The 19,081-nt window shown below is 62.2% G+C and carries 14 protein-coding genes; 2 read left to right on the forward strand and 12 right to left on the reverse strand.

The window, feature by feature from the left end; genetic code table 11:
- Nucleotides 1-63: 63 nt before the first annotated feature.
- Nucleotides 64-1,956, reverse strand: a complete 1,893-nt coding sequence (gene rpsA, locus E4631_RS02780; protein ID WP_133657519.1) for a 30S ribosomal protein S1 — start codon at nucleotides 1,954-1,956, stop codon at nucleotides 64-66.
- A gap of 165 nt (nucleotides 1,957-2,121) precedes the next feature.
- Nucleotides 2,122-2,529: a hypothetical protein gene (locus E4631_RS02785; RefSeq protein WP_133657518.1), complete on the reverse strand. Its 408-nt coding sequence runs from the start codon at nucleotides 2,527-2,529 to the stop codon at nucleotides 2,122-2,124.
- A gap of 104 nt (nucleotides 2,530-2,633) precedes the next feature.
- On the opposite strand from E4631_RS02785, the gene E4631_RS02790 reads away from it, so the two are divergent.
- Nucleotides 2,634-3,356, forward strand: coding sequence for a TIGR04283 family arsenosugar biosynthesis glycosyltransferase (locus E4631_RS02790; RefSeq protein ID WP_133657517.1), 723 nt, complete (start codon nucleotides 2,634-2,636; stop codon nucleotides 3,354-3,356).
- Here E4631_RS02790 and E4631_RS02795 read toward each other — a convergent pair whose 3' ends face one another.
- The 8 genes from E4631_RS02795 to nirB form a co-directional block, all read right to left on the reverse strand.
- Nucleotides 3,357-4,793 (reverse strand): NAD(P)/FAD-dependent oxidoreductase, encoded by a 1,437-nt coding sequence (locus E4631_RS02795; RefSeq protein ID WP_133657516.1) that lies wholly within the window; start codon nucleotides 4,791-4,793, stop codon nucleotides 3,357-3,359. It lies immediately after the preceding gene.
- Between the two features lie 124 nt (nucleotides 4,794-4,917).
- Nucleotides 4,918-5,490 (reverse strand): TIGR04282 family arsenosugar biosynthesis glycosyltransferase, encoded by a 573-nt coding sequence (locus tag E4631_RS02800; protein ID WP_240734637.1) that lies wholly within the window; start codon nucleotides 5,488-5,490, stop codon nucleotides 4,918-4,920.
- 65 nt (nucleotides 5,491-5,555) lie between these two features.
- Nucleotides 5,556-6,242 (reverse strand): bifunctional precorrin-2 dehydrogenase/sirohydrochlorin ferrochelatase, encoded by a 687-nt coding sequence (locus tag E4631_RS02805; RefSeq protein WP_133657514.1) that lies wholly within the window; start codon nucleotides 6,240-6,242, stop codon nucleotides 5,556-5,558.
- Between the two features lie 70 nt (nucleotides 6,243-6,312).
- The gene (locus tag E4631_RS02810; RefSeq protein ID WP_133657513.1) at nucleotides 6,313-7,794 is read right to left on the reverse strand and encodes a rubredoxin; all 1,482 of its coding nucleotides are present in this window, start codon (nucleotides 7,792-7,794) and stop codon (nucleotides 6,313-6,315) included.
- Nucleotides 7,795-7,849: 55 nt separating this feature from the next.
- Nucleotides 7,850-11,356: a nitrate reductase gene (locus E4631_RS02815; protein WP_133657512.1), complete on the reverse strand. Its 3,507-nt coding sequence runs from the start codon at nucleotides 11,354-11,356 to the stop codon at nucleotides 7,850-7,852.
- 178 nt (nucleotides 11,357-11,534) lie between these two features.
- Entirely contained in the window at nucleotides 11,535-12,848 is a 1,314-nt protein-coding gene (locus tag E4631_RS02820) for an MFS transporter (protein WP_133657511.1), read from the reverse strand.
- Nucleotides 12,849-12,948: 100 nt separating this feature from the next.
- Nucleotides 12,949-13,299 (reverse strand): nitrite reductase small subunit NirD, encoded by a 351-nt coding sequence (nirD, locus tag E4631_RS02825; RefSeq protein WP_133657510.1) that lies wholly within the window; start codon nucleotides 13,297-13,299, stop codon nucleotides 12,949-12,951.
- 73 nt (nucleotides 13,300-13,372) lie between these two features.
- Nucleotides 13,373-15,877: a nitrite reductase large subunit NirB gene (gene nirB, locus E4631_RS02830; protein WP_133657509.1), complete on the reverse strand. Its 2,505-nt coding sequence runs from the start codon at nucleotides 15,875-15,877 to the stop codon at nucleotides 13,373-13,375.
- Nucleotides 15,878-16,213: 336 nt separating this feature from the next.
- On the opposite strand from nirB, the gene cobA reads away from it, so the two are divergent.
- Complete coding sequence (gene cobA / locus E4631_RS02835) at nucleotides 16,214-16,957, forward strand: uroporphyrinogen-III C-methyltransferase (RefSeq protein WP_133657508.1); 744 nt, start codon at nucleotides 16,214-16,216, stop codon at nucleotides 16,955-16,957.
- Nucleotides 16,958-17,157: 200 nt separating this feature from the next.
- Here the strand turns inward: cobA and E4631_RS02840 are convergent, their stop codons facing one another.
- Together E4631_RS02840 and E4631_RS02845 are read right to left on the reverse strand one after the other, a co-directional pair.
- Entirely contained in the window at nucleotides 17,158-17,754 is a 597-nt protein-coding gene (locus E4631_RS02840) for a DUF4202 domain-containing protein (RefSeq protein WP_133657553.1), read from the reverse strand.
- 74 nt (nucleotides 17,755-17,828) lie between these two features.
- Nucleotides 17,829-19,046 (reverse strand): DUF3298 and DUF4163 domain-containing protein, encoded by a 1,218-nt coding sequence (locus tag E4631_RS02845; protein ID WP_133657507.1) that lies wholly within the window; start codon nucleotides 19,044-19,046, stop codon nucleotides 17,829-17,831.
- Nucleotides 19,047-19,081 lie beyond the last annotated feature (35 nt).

Genomic DNA, 19,081 nt, shown 5'->3' on the forward strand with positions numbered 1-19,081 from the left:
CAAGGCCATAAAAAAGCCCTGACCTTGCGGCCAGGGCTTCTTATTTTACCCTACGTCAATCGCTTAGGCGATATCGGCATTGTCGGGCGACGGGCCGGCCAGCGGGGTGCCAGCGTCAACGCGCGCCTTCAGGCGGTCTTCGCCGGCCTGGCGCTCGGCGCCAGCAAGCTGGTCGCGCAGGGCGCTGAGGGCGTCGAGGTCGCCGAGGGTGTTCTTATCAGCCGGCTTCTTGAGGTCGCTCAGTTTGCCTTCGCCTTGGGCTTGGCCGCCGGCGGGGGTTTTCTTCGTGAACTTCGAGTTGGCCGTGCTGCGGTTGCTTTCGTCCTCTTTGTTGTACACCGCAGTGTGCGAAAGCACGATGCGACGGTCATCTTTCGAGAACTCCGTAACGCGGAAGTCGAGCTGCTCGCCGTTTTCGGCGTTCGAGCCATCTTCCTTCACCAAGCCCTTGGGGTAGGCGAAGCCTTCGATGCCGTAAGGCAACTCGAGCACCGCACCACGGTCCGACTTCTCGGTGATGGTAGCCTTGTGTACCGAGCCAGTGGTGAATACCGTCTGGAACGTATCCCAGGGGTTCTCCTCCAGCTGCTTCACACCCAGGGCGAGGCGACGGGCCGACATATCCAGCTCGAGTACTACTACGTCGAGCTTGTCGCCCACCTTCACTACTTCCGAAGGGTGCTTCACTTTCTTGGTCCACGACAGGTCCGACACGTGCACGAGGCCGTCTACACCTTCTTCCAGCTCCACGAAGAGGCCGAAGTTGGTGAGGTTACGAACCTGGCCGCTGTGCTTGGTACCCACGGCAAACTTGTCGGCGAAGTCGCCACGCGTCCACGGGTCTTCGGTCAATTGCTTGATGCCGAGGCTCATCTTGCGGTCTTCACGGTCGAGGGTCAGTACTACTGCCTCCACAATGTCCCCCTGCTTGATGAAGTCCTGCGGGTTGCGCAGGTGCTGGCTCCAGCTCATTTCCGAAACGTGGATGAGGCCTTCTACGCCCGGTACCACTTCCATGAATGCGCCGTAGTCGGCTACGTTCACGATGCGGCCCTGCACACGCGAGCCGGGACCGAGGTCGGCCGGCAGCGAATCCCACGGGTGAGGAGTGAGCTGCTTCAAGCCCAGCGAGATACGCTTCTTGGCTTCGTCGAAGTCCAACACAACCACGTTGAGTTTCTGGTCGAGCTGCAGTGCCTCGCTCGGGTGAGCGATGCGGCCCCACGAAATGTCCGTGATGTGCAGCAGACCATCGACACCGCCGAGGTCGATGAACACGCCGAAGTTGGTCATGTTCTTGATGTTGCCTTCCAGAATCTGACCTTTTTCGAGGTTGTTCAGGATGGCTTCGCGCTGCTGCTCCAGGTCCTTCTCGATGAGGACTTTGTGCGAGACAACCACGTTGTCGAAAGCAGCGTTGATTTTCACCACTTTCACTTCCATGCGGCGACCCACATAGATATCGAAGTCGCGAATAGGCTTCACGTCGATTTGCGAGCCGGGGAGGAAGGCTTCTACGCCATCCATCTCCATGATGAGGCCGCCTTTGGTGCGGCGCTTCACCACGCCTTCCAGCACGGTATCATTCTCCAGAGCCGCGTAAATCGCGTTCCAGGCCTGCTTGATTTTAGCCTTCTTGCGGCTCAGGATGAGCTGGCCGTTGGCATCTTCCTGGTCTTCGATGAACACGTCCACCTCGTCGCCAACCTTGAGGTCGGGCAGGTCACGGAATTCGCTCAGCGGCACGAGGCCATCCGATTTGAAGCCGATGTTCAGGATAACATCGCGGTCGGTCATGCCCACCACGGTGCCTTTAATTACCTCTTCCTCCTGTACGGTGGTGAGGGTGTCGCTGTAGAGCTTTTCTAGCTCGGCGCGCTGGTCGGCATTGTAATTACCGCCAAAGCCGCCTGCTCCGACATTGTCCCAGTCGAAATCGTCAACCAATTCTGCCATGTGATGCGGGTTCCTAAACTACTGAACGCCACCGCCGGAACCCAGGGCGGAGCGCATTTTGGGTTGGTTCCGAGGGGGTAAGCCCCCGACCTGCCGCCTTGACAGGGCCGCAAAGGTACGGATTTTCAGGGAGAAAAGCTACTAACCACCAGCACTTCAAGTACATTATTGGCGCGGCCAAACTCGCTCGGGTTTCTGGCCAAGCTGCCAATCAACGTAGTCCTGCGGTGGATCGTCAATGTCAATGACGTGCTCAGCTAAAAATGGCACTTCGGCACCCATACACAGGTACACATTGTCCTCAAAGTTGGAGCAAGCAGGTTGGTTATCAAGGATACCGATGTAGATATCACCGATTTTCTCGCTGACGATAACATACATGCGTTCTCCCTGAATCTCCAGTTTGCCTGCATTATCAACTTCTATGTCAAAAATGAGGCGAGCGGCTTGGCCTCGTCTTATAGCTTGTCTTTCTATTAAGGCAGGAATCCAAAACCTGTCACCATATTGGGCGTGAGCTTTCTCAGCGGACCGCAATTCCCAATAGTCAGTTGCAATGGATGGTTGTCGCATGGTGAGGTGGCTTTTATAAAGGCTTTTGAGGTGGCATCTTATCGGCCGCGCAAACCTAGCCAGGCCGCCCGCCGTTGCTTACTAAAGCAGTCGCCAACCTTCCTATGCCGGACGCCTACCCCCCTGCCGCGCCCGCTATCAGCCTCATCATCCCCACGTTCAACGAGGCGGCCACTATCGGCCCGCTGCTGGCCTATCTGCGGGCGGAAATTGATGATAGCACCGAACTAGTGGTGGTGGACGGCGGCAGCACCGACCCTACCCCCCGGCTGGCGGCCGAAGCCGGCGCGCGCGTGCTGGCCAGCACGCGCAAGGGCCGCGCCGCGCAGCTCAACTACGGGGCGGCGCAGGCCAGCGGGGATATTCTGTATTTTCTGCACGCCGACTCCCACCCCCCGCCGGGCTTCGAACGCGATATTCGACGGGCGGTGGCGGCTGGGGCGGGTAGCGGCTGCTACCGGCTGGCCTTCGACCACGGGCACTGGTTTTTGCGCCTCAATGCCTGGATGACGCGCTGGCCGGTGCTGTGGTTTCGGTTTGGCGACCAGAGCTTATTCGTTCGCAAAAAGCTGTTTGCGCAAGTAGGTGGCTACCGCGAGGACCTGCTGGTGATGGAAGACCAGGAAATAGTGGAACGCCTGCAGCGGGCGGCGCCGTTTCGGCTGCTGCCACGGGCGGTGGTCACATCGGCGCGCAAGTACCTAGTCAACGGCGTGTTTCGGCTGCAGGGCATCTTCGCGCTTATCGTGCTGCTGTACCGGCTGGGGGTGCCGCAGGCGCGGCTGCTGCGCGTGTACCGGGCGTTGGTGCGGCAGGGCAAGCTGTAGCTACAGTTTGTAGGCAAAATCGAGGGCCAGCCGGGTTAGTGGCGAAATGTCGCGCTGGCTCACTACTAATGCCTGGTTGATGCGCGCGGCGGTGGGGTAGGGATAGATTTTGTCGAAGAGCGCATCCACGCCGAGGCCGCTGCTGTTGGCCAATATCAGCTCCTGCACCAGCTCGCCGGCGCCGGGGGCCACCATGGCCCCGCCCAGCAGGCGGCGCTTGGTGCCGGGCAACAGGTTTTTTTCGACGAAGAGCAGCAGGCGGCCGTATTGGTAGTCGTCCACCACGGCGCGGTCGTCGGCGGCAAAGTCGGTTTCCCAGCGTTCGTAGGCGGTGCCGCGCTTGTCGAGCTCGGCGGCGTCGAGGCCGAAGTGCGCCACTTCGGGGTCGGTGAACGTGACCCAGGAAAAGTGGTCGTAGTCGAGCTTTTTCTTGATGGGCGAGAAAAAGTTGAACAGCAGTAGCCGCATGTGCAGCTCGGCGCCGTGGCTGAATTTGAGCGAGTTGGCCGCATCGCCGGCCGCAAAAACGGCGGGGTTAGTGGTTTGCAAATGCTCGTCGAGCACCAGATGGCCGTGTGCGTCCAGCCCTACCCCCGCCTTTTCGAGTTGCAAGCCATTGAAGCCTACTTCGCGCCCAATGGCCACGTAGGCAGCGTCAAACTCGACGGCGGTTTCGTGGCCGTCGGCGTGCCGCACCTGCGCCGTGTTGGCATTCGAAAAGGCCGTTATTTTAGCTTCCAACTGAAAATCAATGCCTTCACCGCGCAGCCGCTCCAGCAGCACGGCGCTGATGCTAGGGTCTTCTTTTTCTAAAATCTGCTTATCCGAATGCACCACCGTTACCTGCGCGCCAAAGCGTTGCATGGCTTGGGCCAGCTCTACGCCGTTGGGGCCGCCGCCCACTACCAGTAGGCGGGCGGGCAGTTGGCGCAGGTCCCACACATGCTGGTTGTCGTAGTGGGCCACCAGTTCGGCGCCGGGCACCGCGAGCTGGCGGGGCCGCGAACCCGTGGCAATGACGAGGCGGCGGCCACGGTGCGTGCGCCCATTAAGCTCAATATCGTGCGGCCCTACAAAGCGCGGCTCGCCGATTTCGACCGTAATGCCTTGCTCACGCAGGTAGTCGGGGTTTTCGTGGCGACGAATAATAGCCTGGCGCTCTTGCACGTAGTCCATCACCCGGCCCAGGTCTGCCGCGCCGCTCACCTGCACGCCAAAGCGGGCCGCCTGCCGGGACTGGTGCACCTGCCGCGCCGCATGAATGAGCGCCTTGCTGGGCACGCAGCCGTGGTTGAGGCAGTCGCCGCCCACGTCCTGCGCCGTTTTGTCAATCAGCAATACGCTGAGCTTAGCCTTCGCCATGAACAAGGCTAGGCCCAGGCCTGCTGAGCCCGCGCCTAATACAATAAGCTCAAAATCAAATGCTTCGTTGGCCATGATAGGGGTAGGAACTGGAGTAGCGCGAAGTTTCCACTTCGCGCGCGAGCGGAGCGAGCAGGCGGGGCCGCACGGCACAGATGATATATGCTCGCGCACGAAGTGAAAACTTCGCGCTACTGCTTTACGAGCGGGCGCGCCAGGCGGCCAGGTCTTCGGCCGTGTCTACGTCGGCGAGGGGGGGTAGTAGGGCTACGCGCAAGCCCAGCCGGGCTGCATCAGCAAGCGTGGCGGGGCGCACAGTGGCGGTACTCCATTCTTTTTCAAGAAAAAAATCAGGGAATAATTCCTTCATTCCCAGTAAGTAATAGCCGCCATCGAGCGCCGGGCCCAGCACGGCATCATGCGCGTCGAGCTGCGCGAAAGCTTGGTTTAGCAGCTGCGTAGTGAGCTCGGGGCAGTCGGTGCCGATAATGACGGCCTTGGTGGCGCCGGCCGCAAAAGCCGTGGCGAAGGCCGCGTGCATGCGCTGGCCCAGGTCGCCGGCCGGCTGCGGGTGCTGGGCATAGCCGGGCCAGTAGTCGGGCGCGCCGGGGGTAGGGGCACCGGCCAGCCACACCGTTTTGATGGCGGGCACGCTGGCCGTGGCGGCGCGGGCGTGGGCCAGCAATTCGTGGTACACAGCCAGCGTGGCTTCGGCGCCGATGGTGCTGGCCAGGCGCGTTTTACCCTGGCCCAGCACCGGGTGTCGCGCCATGATTAGCAGGTGGGAAGTAGTTGGCAATGAGCAAGTAGTAAGGAGCAATGAATAATTTTATCGCCCTAATCGGGCCGGCGGAACAGCCGCGCCGCCAGTAGCGAACCCACCGCCAGCAAGGAGCCCGTGGCCACGCGCCGCCAGCGCTTGGTAGCCGGCGACTCGAAGGCCTTGCCGCCCGCCAGCTCGGCCGTTACGGCGTTCAGCGCCTTTACCTTGGCGGCAAAATCGCCCGCTACTTTACCGCGGATAACTGTCATCTGCTGAAGCACTTCGTCCAGTTCCTCAGGTAGGGTTTCCTCCAGCATGGCGCGCACGCGCTTGGCCACGGTGGGCGACTTGCCATTGGTCGAAATAGCGACTTTAAGCTGGCCTTTCTGCACCACTGAGGAAAGGTAAAAATCGCACAAATCGGGTGTGTCGGCCACGTTCACGAGCAGGCGGCGCTGGCGGGCGGCCGCTTTAATGCGGTGGTGCAGGGCGCGGTCGTCGGTAGCGGCAAAGACGATATCGGCCGCGTCGAGGTCGGTTTCGAGCCAGCCGCGCTGCACCAGTGTGAGGCGCGGGTGCCGGGCCGCGACCTCGCACAGCTCGTCTAAAAACGTGAGGCTGACGATGGTAACGGCCGTTTTGGGGCTGCTGCGCAGGATGGCGGTGAGCTTTTCGAGACCCACGTTGCCGCCGCCTACCAGTAGTACGCGTAGGTTTTCGAGCTTCAGAAAGGCCGGGAAAAGCGGGTTTTGGTCGGGCATCTTGACAGTGAGCAATGAGCAGTGAGCAATGAACAGTTGCGGGCAGTCATTGTCACGGGCGGCGGCGCTTTTAGTTTACGATGTAAGCGTGCGGAGAGCCAACAGCTACGAAAAGCTCCTTCGGGGCTTCGCAGGTAGGGCAGGCATACGTGGCCAGCGCCGCCCAGGGCGTGCCGGGCGCGACGCCCTGGGCCGGGTCGCCGTCGGCCTCGTCGTACACCGTGAAGCAGCGGCGGCACTGGTGCAGTGGCGGCTGGTTGGGCTCGACGGGGGGGGTAGGGGGCGCCTCGCCAAGCGGTGCGGTGGGCAGCAGGGCGGCCGCCTGCTGCTCATAAAACTGGTCGCAGAGCTGGGCGAGGTACCACGGCAGGTTTTCGCGGTTCACCTTCTTACGGAAGCTGATAAAGTCCTTGCTGTTAGGGTTGAAGTCGCGGGTGTGCAGCACCTCGTACTGCTCGCCGTGCAGGCCGGTTTGGGTGAGGCTGTCGAAGTGGCGGCGCACCACGATGGAGCCGAAGAGCCCGGTTTGGGGCTTGGTTTTGATGGCGAAGCAGAGCTGATAGGTGCGAATATCTTCCTCGTTGAAGTGGCGCACCAGCTCGTGCTTCAGCGCCAGGCCCTCGGCGCAAAAGTCTTCGACCTGCCAGTTGAGCTCGTTGGCGGCGTGGCGCACGTTGATGCGGTGGCGGCGTAGCACGGCATCCCAGAGCGGGCGGTCGGCCAACTCGATACCCTTGATGATGAGTGATTTCCAGGGGGTAGGGCACAGCTGGCCGATGCGCGTGTGCAGGCACACCTGGCACAGGTCCTTCAAAAAAGCCACCGAAAATTGCTCATCGCGCCGGTAAATGCCCAGCCACAGCTTGCTGCCGTAGCGGTTGAAGCCCTCGTAGTAGGGCAGCGTGAACTCGGGTAGCGTGAGGGGGGTAGTAATCGGCTGAACCACAAAGCGTTGGCCGGTATTTACCAGGTTGTGCAGCAGCGCGCCATCAGCGGCCGGCTGGTCGTGGAATTTGTCGCGGTTCGCAAAAATGACCCGCTCCACGGCGCTGCTCAGGGCCGGAATATCCTCCGAATACACCAGCGAGGGCCAGCAGTAGAGCGCGTTGGTCTGCGGAAAGCGCACGTAGAGGTACCAGTAGTTGGGCGTATCGGCGGTGATAAAATTGAGATTGCCGGTGAAGAAAGGAATGAACGTCTGGTGCCGGTCGATGAGGTTGATTTTCAGCCGCGGCTGATAGTCAAACAGGTCCAGCACATCCATGTACACGCCCTCGCGCAGCCAGGCCGTGTTGTGAAATACCTCCTCCACCACGTACGAGCTCACGATATTGGGGTGCGCGTCGGCGTCGATTTCGGCCAGCATATCAGCCTTGCCTAGCGCGTGCAGCAGCCCTCGCCGGTGCTCGGCCGCCACCGTAAACAGCAGCTGCTGGCGATTGCCAACCTGCACATACTCGACCTCGGCCCGCTCGGCAGCTTCCAGAATCGTGAGCAAATCGCCGGCCGGCACAATGCCGCCGGGGAGGTTAACTTTAACGGTGGAGGACAAGTGGGAATGTTTAGGCTTGTATGAAAGACGCTCGCAATGACAAACGGCTAAATTCTTAAATCTCCACTTCCTGCCGAACCGCAGCCTCCAGTATGCGCTGTACCTCCGGCCGGCACGAGCCGCAGCCGGTGCCCGCGCCGGTAGTGGCGCATAGCTCCTGCAGCGAGTCGCAGCCGCCGGCGATGGCCTGGCGCAGGTTGTCGGCGCCCACGTTGTTGCAGCTGCACACCAGCTTGCCCAGCACCGGCGCGGCCTTGCGGCCGCTGCGCAGCAGCTGGAGGCGCTTGTCGCTCAGCTCAGTTTTGTTGGCGATTAATTCGCGGAATTCCTGGAACTCGCCCTTGTCGCCGATGAGGATGGCGCCCACCAGCCGGTCCTGGTGAATGATGCACTTCTTGTAGTAGCGCTGGGCTTTGTCGATAAAGACAATCTCTTCGTAGTCAGTCGTGTTGGGGCGCTCGGGCAGGCCAATGCTGCACAGGTCGAAGCCGTGAATCTTGATGATGTTCATGAACGTGCTACCCCGGTACTGGCTGCCCACGTCGCCGCTGAGGTAGCGGGCCAGCACGGCCGCCTGCTGCTCGGCCGCGGCCGTAATGCCGTAGAGCACGCCCTCAAACTCGGCGATTTCGCCCAGCGCAAACACGCTCGGGTCGCTGGTTTGCAGGTGCGCATCGACTACTACCCCCCGCTGGCAGGCCAGGCCGCAGTCGCGGGCCAGCTCCAGGTTGGGCGCCGTGCCGATGGCCAGAATGAGGGCGTCGCAGTCGATGCGGCGGCCGCTGCGCAGCCCTACCCCCGTCAGGCGCGAGCGGCCGTAGTACAGCTCCACCTCGTCGTTGAAATAGAGGTCGCAGCCCTGGTCCACCATTTCTTCCTGCAAGAGCTGGCTGCCCAGCTGGTCGAGCTGCCGGTCCAGAAACCGCGACGTGCGTTGAATAATGGTAACCCGCGTGCCCACCTCGCGCAGCGAAGCGGCCATTTCGAGGCCCAGCAGGCCGCCGCCTACCACCACCACGTGCGGGTTTTCGGGCAGATGATTTCTGAAATTATCGGCATCAAGGCGGCTACGCATCGAGAAGATGCCGGGCAGCGCGGGCACGCCACGCGGCACCGCCGCCCGGCTACCAGTGGCCACGAGTAGCACGTCGTACTCAGTGCGCTCGCCGCGCGAGTCTAGCACGTATTTGGCGGCCCGGTTGATGGTTTCCACGCTCACGCCGCGCCGCAGGTCAATGCGGTAGGCGGGCTCCTCGTGGTCCTGCATCTTCACCAGCTGCGCCCAGTCTTGGTGGCCGCTGATGTAGTCGGGCAGCATCACCCGGTTGTAGAACGGGAAGTCTTCCTTGCTAAAGATGGTGATATCATCTTCCTGATTCAGCTCGCGGTATGACTTCACGAAGCCAAACGCCCCCGCGCCCGCCCCAATGACCACAATGCGCTGCCGGGGCTTGCGGTACTTCACCACCTGCACGGCGCAAAACTTGAAATCGGGCTCCTTGGAAATAGGGTCCAACGTGCCCGATGTGAGGTTATTAGCCCGGTTCAAGTCCGAGCCCAGGCTGCGGCCCCAGTGCATGGGCAGCAGCACCACGCCCGGCCGGATGCCCGCACTCAGCCGCGCCGCCACGCGCACGTCGCCCCGGCGCGAGGTCACGGCCACCAGGTCGCCTTCGGCCACGCCCAGCGCGGCGGCATCCTGCGGGTGCATTTCCAGAAAAGCCTGCGGAATATGCTGCGTAAGCTTGCTCACCCGGCCCGTTTTGGTCATGGTGTGCCACTGGTCGCGGATGCGGCCGGTGGTGAGAATGAACGGAAAATCCTCGTCGGGTGCCTCGCTGCGGAAATTGGCCGTGATGGGATGAATAACCGCCCGCCGCGACGGCGTGTAAAACTGCTGGTCCGTGAACAGGCGCTCTGTGTCGGGCTCCGCCCGCCCGGCTCTGTAGGGCCACTGCACCGAGCCGCGCTCCTGTAAAATGGCGTAGTTCAACCTCGAGATATCGAGCGTGGTGCCGGCCGTGAGGCGGGCGTGCTCGTCGTAGATGGCGGCGGGGGTAGGGAAGTCGAAACCCTTGAAGCCCATAGCCCGCGCAAAGCGGCAGATGATTTCGGCGTCGGGCAGGGCCTCGCCGGGCGCGTCCACTACTTTGGCCAGGTGGCTGATGCGGCGCTCCGAGTTGGTCATGGTGCCCTCCTTTTCGGCCCAGGCGGCGGCGGGCAAAATCACGTCGGCGTAGGCCAGGGTGGTGGGCTGGTTGCTAACTTCCTGCACCACCACGTACTTGGCCTTGGCCAGCGCGGCCTCGGCCTGGCGCACATTGGGCAGGCTGGTGAGCGGGTTGGTGCACAGTATCCAGATGGCTTTGAGGCGGCCATCTTCCAGGGCCTCAAACATTTCGGTGGCCGTGAAGCCAGGGGTGGAGGCCAGCGGCCCGCTGCCCCAAAACTGCTGCACCTCGGCGCGGTGCGCGGGGTTGGCCAGGTTGCGGTGGGCGGGTAGGAGATTCGACAAGCCGCCCACCTCGCGGCCGCCCATGGCGTTGGGCTGCCCGGTGAGCGAGAGCGGCCCCGCGCCCGGCCGCCCAATCTGCCCCGTTAGCAGGTGCAGGTTGAGCAGGCTCAGGTTCTTATCCACGCCCACGGCGCTCTGGTTCAGCCCCATCGTCCACATCGAAAGGAACGCCTTGGCCGACCCGATGTAGCTCGCCGCCAGCCGGATATCTTCTTCCGCTACCCCACACAATTGTGCCGATTCGGCCAGGCTGCGCTCCAGCACGATGGCTTTGTAGGCCTCAAACCCCTCGGCGTGCTGCTCGATAAAGGCCATGTCCACGTCGCCGTTTTCAATGAGCACGCGGGCCAGGGCCTGGTTCAGCACCACGTCGGTGCCCGGAATGAGCTGCAAGTGCAGGTCGGCGATGGCCGTTGAGTCGGTGGCGCGCGGGTCGATGACGATGATTTTCGTGGCCGGGTTGGCGGCCTTGTGGGCCTCCACGCGCCGCCACAAAATGGGGTGGCACCAGGCGGGGTTGGCCCCGGTCACCAGCAGGCAGTCGGTTAGCTCAATGTCGTCGTAGCATACCGGCACGCTGTCCTCGCCCAGCGCCATCTTGTAGCCAACCACCGCGCTGCTCATGCACAAGCGCGAGTTGGTGTCGAGGTTGTTGCTGCCAATAAAGCCCTTCATGAGCTTATTGAGCACGTAATATTCTTCCGTCAGGCATTGTCCCGAGGCGTAAAACGCCACCGAGTCAGGCCCGTATTGCTCAATAAAGGTCTTGAACACCGCCGCGGTGCGGGCCAGCGCTTCGTCCCAGCTCACGCGCTGCAGGGGCCGCTGCTTGCTGTAGCGCATCTGCGGGTACAGCAGCCGGTCCGAGCGGTCGTTTACGGTGTACTGCAGGTTCAGGCCCTTGCTGCACAGCGCGCCCCGGTTCACGGGGTAGGCGGGATTGCCCACCACGGTCACGTCGCCGTTTTTGAGCGGCTCGACCAGTACCCCGCAGCCTACCCCGCAGTAGCAGCAAATGGAGGGAAGCGCGGGGGATTTGGTGGCCATAAGTAAAGAGTATTATGCAACGATTACCCCACCCCCTACCCCCTCCCCTTCGGGAGAGGGTGAGCCGGGCGAAGGAAACTATCTGCTAATTATTCGTTACGCTTTAATAATTAATGACCGGCTTCCCCTCTCCCGAAGGGGAGGGGGTAGGGGGGTGGGGTACCCCGCTAGAGCGACCCTACGCCATCGCCACCGTCGGCTCCGACACCGCCTCACTTTTGGCCACCAGGCGCACCAGTAGCACCAGCGCGCCCACCACGGCCACGCCGCCACCGATGTAGAGAAAAGCCGTGCTGTAGCTGATTTCTTTGGACTTGAACAGGAAGCCCACCAGCATGGCGCCCAGGTTGCCGCCCGCGCCCACGATGCCGCTCACGCTGCCGATGGCCTGGCGGTTCACGAAGGGCACAATGGAGTAGGTGCAGCCGTTGGCCATTTTCAAAAACAAGGCGAAGAGCAGCATGGCCGTGATGGCCAGCGCCAGGCTCGGGGCCAGCGAGAAGAACGCGATGCCGATGCCTTCAAGTACCAGCATAAAGCTTAGCAGCAGCCACTTGCCCTGAATGCCGTAGGCGCGGCCGGTGCGGTCGCTCACGATGCCGCCCAGGGCGCGGGCGAAGATGTTCATGAAGCCGAAGGTGCCGGCCAGCAAGCCCGCCGTTACGAGCGAGGCGCCGTAGTGGTCCACGAAGTAGATGGCGGCCACGTTATCGACCGTGATTTCGATGCCGAAGCAGGCGCTGTAGGCCAGGGCCAGCAGCCAGGTGCGGTAGTCGCGCAGGGCCAGCATAAAGGTGCCCTTGGACTTGCTGGCGGCCTCGCGGCGAATGTCGGCATAGTTGCCGCGGGGCGTGTCTTCGGTGTAGCGGTAGTACAAGCCGGCCATTATCAGCAGGATAATGCCGGGCACTACCATTGCGTAGCGCCACGAGTCGGCCTTGGTGGCGAAGCCCAGAGCCACGAAGCCGGCGGCTATCAGCGGCATCACCATGTTGGCGATGCCCGCGCCGAGGTTGCCCCAGCCACCGGCCACCGCGTTGGCGGTGCCCACGATATTGGGCGCAAACATCATGGACGTGTGAAACTGGGTAATCACGAACGACGCCCCGATGATGCCAATGGCTAGCCGAAACAGCAGAAAGCTCTCGTAGCTGTTGCTCAAGCCAATGAACATCACCGGAATAGAGCCAATAACCAGCAGCCAGGTATAAGCCAGGCGCGGCCCGATGGTGTCGCAGAGCTTGCCCATGAGCAGGCGCGCCAGAATGGTGGCCGACACCGAGGCAATGACAATATTGCCGACCTGTCCTTTATCCAAATGCAACTGCTCGCGCACCAGCGGCATGAGTGGCGCAATGCCAAACCACCCGAAAAAACAGAAGAAAAACGTGAGCCACGTCAGGTGAAACGTGCGCATCTGCACGCCCGCGGCGGCAAAGATGTTGAGCCGGTTCAGCGGCTGCTGGGCAGTCGGAGTGAGGGTCGCGTCCATAAGCAGTTGGTTTAGTGTGAGATGATGCGTTGTAAAACGGAGTGGTACTCCGTTTGTCGTTGAACGAGTCGTTCGGGCGGAAACGGAGTACCACTCCGTTTTACAGCCAGCCTATGTACACGTCGTCGCCTTCCACCTTAATAGGATAGGTCTGAATGGCGCACTCGTCGCCGTTCAGGCACTCGCCCGTCAGCAGCGAAAACGTGCGTTTGTGAAACGGGCAGGCCACCTTGGGCTCGCAGGCCTCGCCGGCGCTGCCGAGCAGGCCGCGGGCCAGGGCCATCTGCTGCTTGTGGGGGCACAGGTTTTGGGTGGCGTACCACTCGCCGCGACGGGCAAAGTTGAAAATGGCCACCTGCTGGCCCTCCACCAGCACACACGCCCCGCCATCGGCAGGAATGTCGGTGGTTTTGCACACGGGCAGCCAGGTTACTTCGGTTAGAGTTTCCATGAGTGATAAGTAGTTAGGCGGTGCTGGCCCGCCGGGAGGGGGGTAGGAATTTTTCGCTCGGTAAGCGCGGGTTTTACCAGGCTACTACCTTCTTTTGGCCGCGCATCTCGGCAAACTCCATGGTGGGGTCTTTCACCTGGGGCGCGTTCACGAAGTGCGTGAACTGCTTGCGCAATTCGGGGTTCTCGACCACTTCCTTCCACTCGCAGTGGTAGTGCTGGATGAGCAGCGCCATCTCGGCCTCTAGGTCGGCGGCGATGCCGAGGCTGTCGTTGATGACCACGTTTTTGAGGTAGGCCAGGCCGCCCTCCATCTTATTGAGCCACACGGCGGTGCGGGTCAGCGGGTCGGCCGTTTTGATATAGAACATCAGGAAGCGGTCAAGATATTTCACCAGCGTTTCCTTGTCGATATCGGTGGCCAGCAGCTGGGCGTGCTGGGGCTTCGAGCCGCCGTTGCCGCACACGTACAGGTTCCAGCCCTTCTCGGTAGCGATGATGCCGAAGTCCTTGGCCTGGGCCTCGGCGCACTCGCGCACGCAGCCGCTCACGCCGCTTTTTAGCTTGTGAGGCGAGCGAATGCCCTTGTAGCGGTTCTCGATTTCGATGGCCAGCGACACGCTGTCGTGCAGGCCGTAGCGGCACCAGGTGCTGCCCACGCAGCTTTTCACGGTGCGCAGGCTCTTGCCATAGGCGTGCCCGCTCTCGAAGCCGGCGTTGATTAATTCCTCCCAGATGTCGGGCAAATCGCTCACGTGCGCCCCGAACATGTCGATGCGCTGGCCGCCCGTAATCTTGGTATACAGGCCGTATTTCTGGGCTACCCGCCCAATTACCATCAGCTGCTCGGGCGACACCTCGCCGCCCGCAATGCGCGGCACCACCGAGTAGCTACCTCCCTTCTGGATGTTGGCCAGGTAGCGGTCGTTGGTATCCTGAATAACGTTTTGCTTAACAATCAAGTCATTCCACAAACCGGCCAAAATGCTGCCCACCGCCGGCTTGCACACCTCGCAGCCATCGCCCCGGCCGTAGTGGTCGAGGGCCGCGTCGTAGGTGCGCAGGTTGTTGATTTTCAATAGGTCAAACAGCTCCTGGCGCGAGTAGTCGAAGTGCTCGCACAGCACGTTTTTGATGTAGGCGCCTTGGGCCGTGAGCGTGCCGTTGATGAGGTCCTTCACCAGGGGCACGCAGCCGCCGCAGCCGGTGCCGGCCTTGTTGCACTTCTTCATGGCCTCCACCGACGTCACGTTCAGCTCGGTCACGGCGGCGCAGATGGCGCCTTTGGTCACGGCCTCGCACGAGCACACCAGCGCCTCGTCGGGCAGGTTCAGCACGCTTGCGCTGCTCTCGCCCTCGCTACCCCGCGCGCCCAGGATAAGGTCCTCGGGATGAGGGGGTAGGGCCAGTTTATTGACGGCCGTTTGCAGCAGCATACTGTAAGCATCGGCGTCGCCGATGAGCACGCCGCCCAGCAGCTGCTTGCCGTCGGGGCTGAGGTTGATGCGCTTGTATACCCCGCTGTGGGCGTCCTCAAATACGATGCTGCGGCTGTGCGGCTCCGCGATAAACGGGTCGCCGAAGCTGGCCACGTCCACCCCAATCAGCTTGAGCTTGCTGCTCATGTCGAAGCCCGTGAAGGCGCGCGCGCCCTGCGTGAGCTGGCTGGCCACCACCTCGGCCATGTCGTAGCCGGGGGCCACGAGGCCGTAAATCATGCCGGCGTGCAGCGCGCATTCGCCGATGGCGAAGATGTGGGGGTCGCTGGTTTGCATGGTGTCGTTCACCACGATGCCGCCGCGCATGCCCACTTCCAGGCCGGCCAGCTTGGCCAGCTCGTCGCGGGGCCGGATGCCGGCCGAAATCACCAGCATATCGACCTCCAGAATGGAGCCGTCGCCGAAGTGCAGCGCATCAATGCGGCCCTCGCCGCCGATATGCGAGGTGGCCTTGCTGAGGTGAATTTGCAGGCCCAGCGCTTCCAGCTTGCTTTGTAGCATGGCGCTGCCGGCGGCGTCTATCTGCCTGGGCATCAGGCGCGGGGCAAACTCGATAACGTGCGTTTCGGCCACGCCCAGGTCTAGCAGGGCCTTGGCGGCCTCCAGGCCCAGCAGGCCGCCGCCCAGCACGGCGCCGTGGCGGGCGGTGGCAGCGGCGGCTTTTATCTCTTCCAGGTCTTCGATGGTGCGGTACACCATCACGCCCGCCTTCTCGACGCCTGGAATATCGGGCACGAAGGCCGACGAGCCGGTGGCCAGCACTAGGTAGTCATAAGGCTGCACCAGCCCGCTGCGGGCGTGCACCGTCTGGCTGGCGCGGTCGATTTCCTGCACCGCGTCGCCGAGATGCATCGTAATGCCGTTGTCGAGGTACCACTGATGGGGCGCCATCAGGAGGTCGTCGGCGGTCTTGCCCCCGAAATATTCGCTCAGGTGCACCCGGTCGTAGGCCACGCGGGGCTCCTCACCGAATACTACCAGATTGAAATGGGTCGACTTGGCGAGAAGCTTCTCGCAAAATTTATAGCCGACCATGCCATTGCCGATAACGACAACAGTTGGTTTTCCCTGCGGTGCCATGCTAACCTAGGTTTAGGTGTAGAAGAGAGTTGAACTGGCGAAGGCGGGTGGGTAGGGGGAGGGTAGGGAATTGTAAAAAGCAGACATTTTTAAAAGCAGAGTATTTCAAAAATACCCCTTATTAAATAGGTGTCTAGCGTCTTGTAAAGCAAACTTAAACAAAACATACCCTAACTCAATAGGTGTGTTAAGAAATAATGCTACAAATTTTATTAAAATGACCCTAAAATTAACAGTCGACCTGTTTGTAGCTTTCGCCGATTGCCCGCATAAATCCAGCGAGGGTAGCCAGTACTTTGCATCTCTTTGCCGCGCTGGCGGTTTTACCTTGCTCACATGGCTCGCCTTCCTCCTCCTCCCGAACTATATGTAGTGGGTGCCGGCCCCGGCGACCCGGAGCTGCTGACGCTCAAGGCGTACCGCATTCTGCAAACGGCCGACGTTATTCTCTACGACAACCTCGCCAACCAGGAGCTGCTGGCGCTGGCTCCGGCCGCCTGCGAGTGCATCTACGTGGGCAAAAAGCCCTATGGCGAGTACACGCCCCAGGAAGTCATCCACGAGCTGATTCTCGAAAAGGCACGGGCCTGCGGCCGGGTGGTGCGCCTGAAAGGTGGCGACCCGTTCATCTTCGGCCGGGGCTTCGAGGAAATGCTGTTTGCGCGCAGCCACGGCATTGTGGCGCACTACGTGCCGGGCATTTCGAGCATGCAGGCCGTTGGTTTTGAGGACATTACGCTCACGCACCGCGTGGTGAGCGAGGGCTTTTGGGTGCTCACCGGCACCAAAAAGGACGGTACCCTCTCGGCCGACCTGCGCCTGGCTATGCAGAGCAACTCGACGGTAGTTATCTACATGGGCATGAAGAAGATAGCCCAGATAGCCGATACCTACGTGCAAGAAGGCCGCGGCAACACGCCCGCCGCCGTGGTCATGCACGCCTCCCTACCCCACCGCAAAATGGTGGCCGGCCCCGTGCGCGACCTGCCCGCCCTGGTCGCCGCCGCCGGCATCACGTACCCCGCCATCATCTTCATCGGCGACGTGGTAGAAATAGGGCGAGCGGTAAATAGGGAGTAAAAGAACGTCATGCAGACCGAAGGGAAGCATCTCGCTCGTCTCGCGTTGAACGACTGGATTATTGCTGCACGCGAGATGCTTCCCTTCGGTCTGCATGACGTTCTTTTGCTCACTGCTCACTGCTCACTGCTCACTGCTCACTGCTCACTGCTCACTGCTCACTGCTCACTGCTCACTGCTCACTGCTCACTGCTCACTGCTCACCGCCCCAGTGCCTTCGTTACCAGCGCCAGGCCTTCGGGTGTGAAGGGTAGCTGCAACGCTAGCGCGTGGCCGCGCTCGGTCATTTTGGGCCAGGTTTTCTGCACTATCTCCATCACTTTTTCTTCGGGGTGCTGGGCAGCGAAGGGTAGGAAATAGTGCTCCAGAAACACCAGGCAGATAACGTCTTCCAGCAGCTGCACTTCGGGGTCGTCCTGGAGGCGCAGCTTCTGCACCAGCTGCTGCACCCGCTCAATTTCGGCCGGCGCGTAACCCGCCTGGGCCAGGAGCTGGCCCGCCAGCTCGGCGTGAAACTTCTTGAGCGTGTTGCGCCACTGGTGGTAGCCGGGGCGCGTCATCGGAAAGTCCTGGCGCGGAATTTTCCAGCGCTGAATGTGCTGGCAGCGGGCGGCCAGCTGCACAGCCTCGGGCGCGGTGGGCGCCACGCGGCGGAGGCAGGCCGTCATGCGCCGGGCATAGAGCACCTCCTTGGGCGCGGGCTGGCCGTCGGTGCCGGGCTCAAGGGTAGGGTCTTCGGCATTGGCGGCGTCGAAGAGGCGAAAGGCTTCGGCGAGGCGGGCGGTGGCTGAGTTCATGCGCTGGGAGGGGGGTAGGGAAGGGCGCACGGCCGGCCCCCCGCCGCGCAAAGTAAGGCGCCGGGCGCGGCTCGTCAACGCGTGGCTACCCCGCTGGCGGGCAGCGGCAGGCCCTCGCGCAGTAGTGGCCGCAGCTCCGACAGGGGTAGGAAAACCCGAATTTCGCCCTGCGCATAAGAGGCAATTTCGTAAGGCTGGTAGATGAATACCGCGCCGCCTTCGGTCAAAAATACATTGTGTGTAACGGGTATAGTATTCACCATAAGCTGCTTATCGAGCGGCTCGTTGGCCTGCAAGCCTACCAGCGGGCGCACCGCGCGAGCCAGCAAAGCGGGCAACTGCCGGGCCGCCGCCGGCTGAAATATGTCGGCGTAGCGCAGGCGGCGGCCGGTACGCAGGTCGTAGCTGGCCGCGGTGGTGCCGTAGTTGCCGTGCGCCCCACCGCTGTAGTCGTAGCGAAAAAAGCCCAGGCTCAGCAAGTTGCCCTGCTGGTAGAGCACGTAGGCGGCCGTTTGGTTTTCGTAGGTGAGGCCGGGGGCATAGGCCCCGATGCCAGCCGTATCGGCAGGGGTAGGGCGGCTGTCGGCGGCATCTTCGTGGTAGTTCTTAAAATAGTTCTGGCGCTGCTGCTTATACAGCGCGGCCAGGCTGGTGCTGGGTATGCCGTCGATAGTGTCGCCGCGCAGGCCGCTGAGTATGCTGGTCGCCAGGGTTTGGGGCTGGCCCACGGGCACCAGGGCCTGCACGCTCAGGTGCGCCTTCGGCGACCGGGCCTCGCGCGGAAAGGCCGCGACCGAGTCGGCAAAGTAGTGCACTACAAAGGTGAGCGCCCCGGCCGCCGGCCGCACCAGCCGCAGCCGCACCGGCTGCTGGCCCACCGCGCCAGCCAGGTCGCCGCCCGGCTGCCGGCGCAGGCGCCAATATAGGGTGCTGCCATTGGGGTCGATGGCTTTTTCGGGGCTGGTTTCGAACAGCACCACGCTGTCGGGGGCCGCGCTGGGCTGGCCTTGCAGCGTGTAGGGGCGGCCCGCCGGCCCGTAGTAGCTGCCGAAGCGGCCCGCCGTGCCGGTGGCATCGAAGCCGCGCGGCGCCGTGACGAGGTGCAGCGTCACGCTGTCGGCTTGGCCGGGCAGCTGGGTGCGATATACCTGGTAGTCAGTGCCGGGCGAGTTGGCCGGCGGGCCGGCCTGCTGGGGCCGGGTGGCCTGGGCGGGGGTAGTAGCCGGGGAGGTTTGGGTGTTGCAGCCAGCCAGGCTTACCAGCCCAGCCAGGGCGCAGATAATGCGTTTCATAGCCCAAAAGACGGTTGAAGCGGGCGATTGTGGCT

The organism is Hymenobacter sp. UV11, from assembly GCF_004684095.1.
Taxonomy (GTDB): Bacteria; Bacteroidota; Bacteroidia; order Cytophagales; family Hymenobacteraceae; genus Hymenobacter.

Bases quoted from the DNA above. Each gene is read 5' to 3' on its own strand.
- E4631_RS02805 (WP_133657514.1), bottom strand. From the start codon at position 6,242: ATGCCCGACCAAAACCCGCTTTTCCCGGCCTTTCTGAAGCTCGAAAAC.
- E4631_RS02790 (WP_133657517.1), top strand. From the start codon at position 2,634: ATGCCGGACGCCTACCCCCCTGCCGCGCCCGCTATCAGCCTCATCATC.
- rpsA (WP_133657519.1), bottom strand. From the start codon at position 1,956: ATGGCAGAATTGGTTGACGATTTCGACTGGGACAATGTCGGAGCAGGC.
- E4631_RS02845 (WP_133657507.1), bottom strand. From the start codon at position 19,046: ATGAAACGCATTATCTGCGCCCTGGCTGGGCTGGTAAGCCTGGCTGGC.
- E4631_RS02795 (WP_133657516.1), bottom strand. From the start codon at position 4,793: ATGGCCAACGAAGCATTTGATTTTGAGCTTATTGTATTAGGCGCGGGC.
- nirB (WP_133657509.1), bottom strand. From the start codon at position 15,877: ATGGCACCGCAGGGAAAACCAACTGTTGTCGTTATCGGCAATGGCATG.
- E4631_RS02815 (WP_133657512.1), bottom strand. From the start codon at position 11,356: ATGGCCACCAAATCCCCCGCGCTTCCCTCCATTTGCTGCTACTGCGGG.
- E4631_RS02820 (WP_133657511.1), bottom strand. From the start codon at position 12,848: ATGGACGCGACCCTCACTCCGACTGCCCAGCAGCCGCTGAACCGGCTC.
- E4631_RS02840 (WP_133657553.1), bottom strand. From the start codon at position 17,754: ATGAACTCAGCCACCGCCCGCCTCGCCGAAGCCTTTCGCCTCTTCGAC.
- cobA (WP_133657508.1), top strand. From the start codon at position 16,214: ATGGCTCGCCTTCCTCCTCCTCCCGAACTATATGTAGTGGGTGCCGGC.
- nirD (WP_133657510.1), bottom strand. From the start codon at position 13,299: ATGGAAACTCTAACCGAAGTAACCTGGCTGCCCGTGTGCAAAACCACC.
- E4631_RS02785 (WP_133657518.1), bottom strand. From the start codon at position 2,529: ATGCGACAACCATCCATTGCAACTGACTATTGGGAATTGCGGTCCGCT.
- E4631_RS02800 (WP_240734637.1), bottom strand. From the start codon at position 5,490: ATGGCGCGACACCCGGTGCTGGGCCAGGGTAAAACGCGCCTGGCCAGC.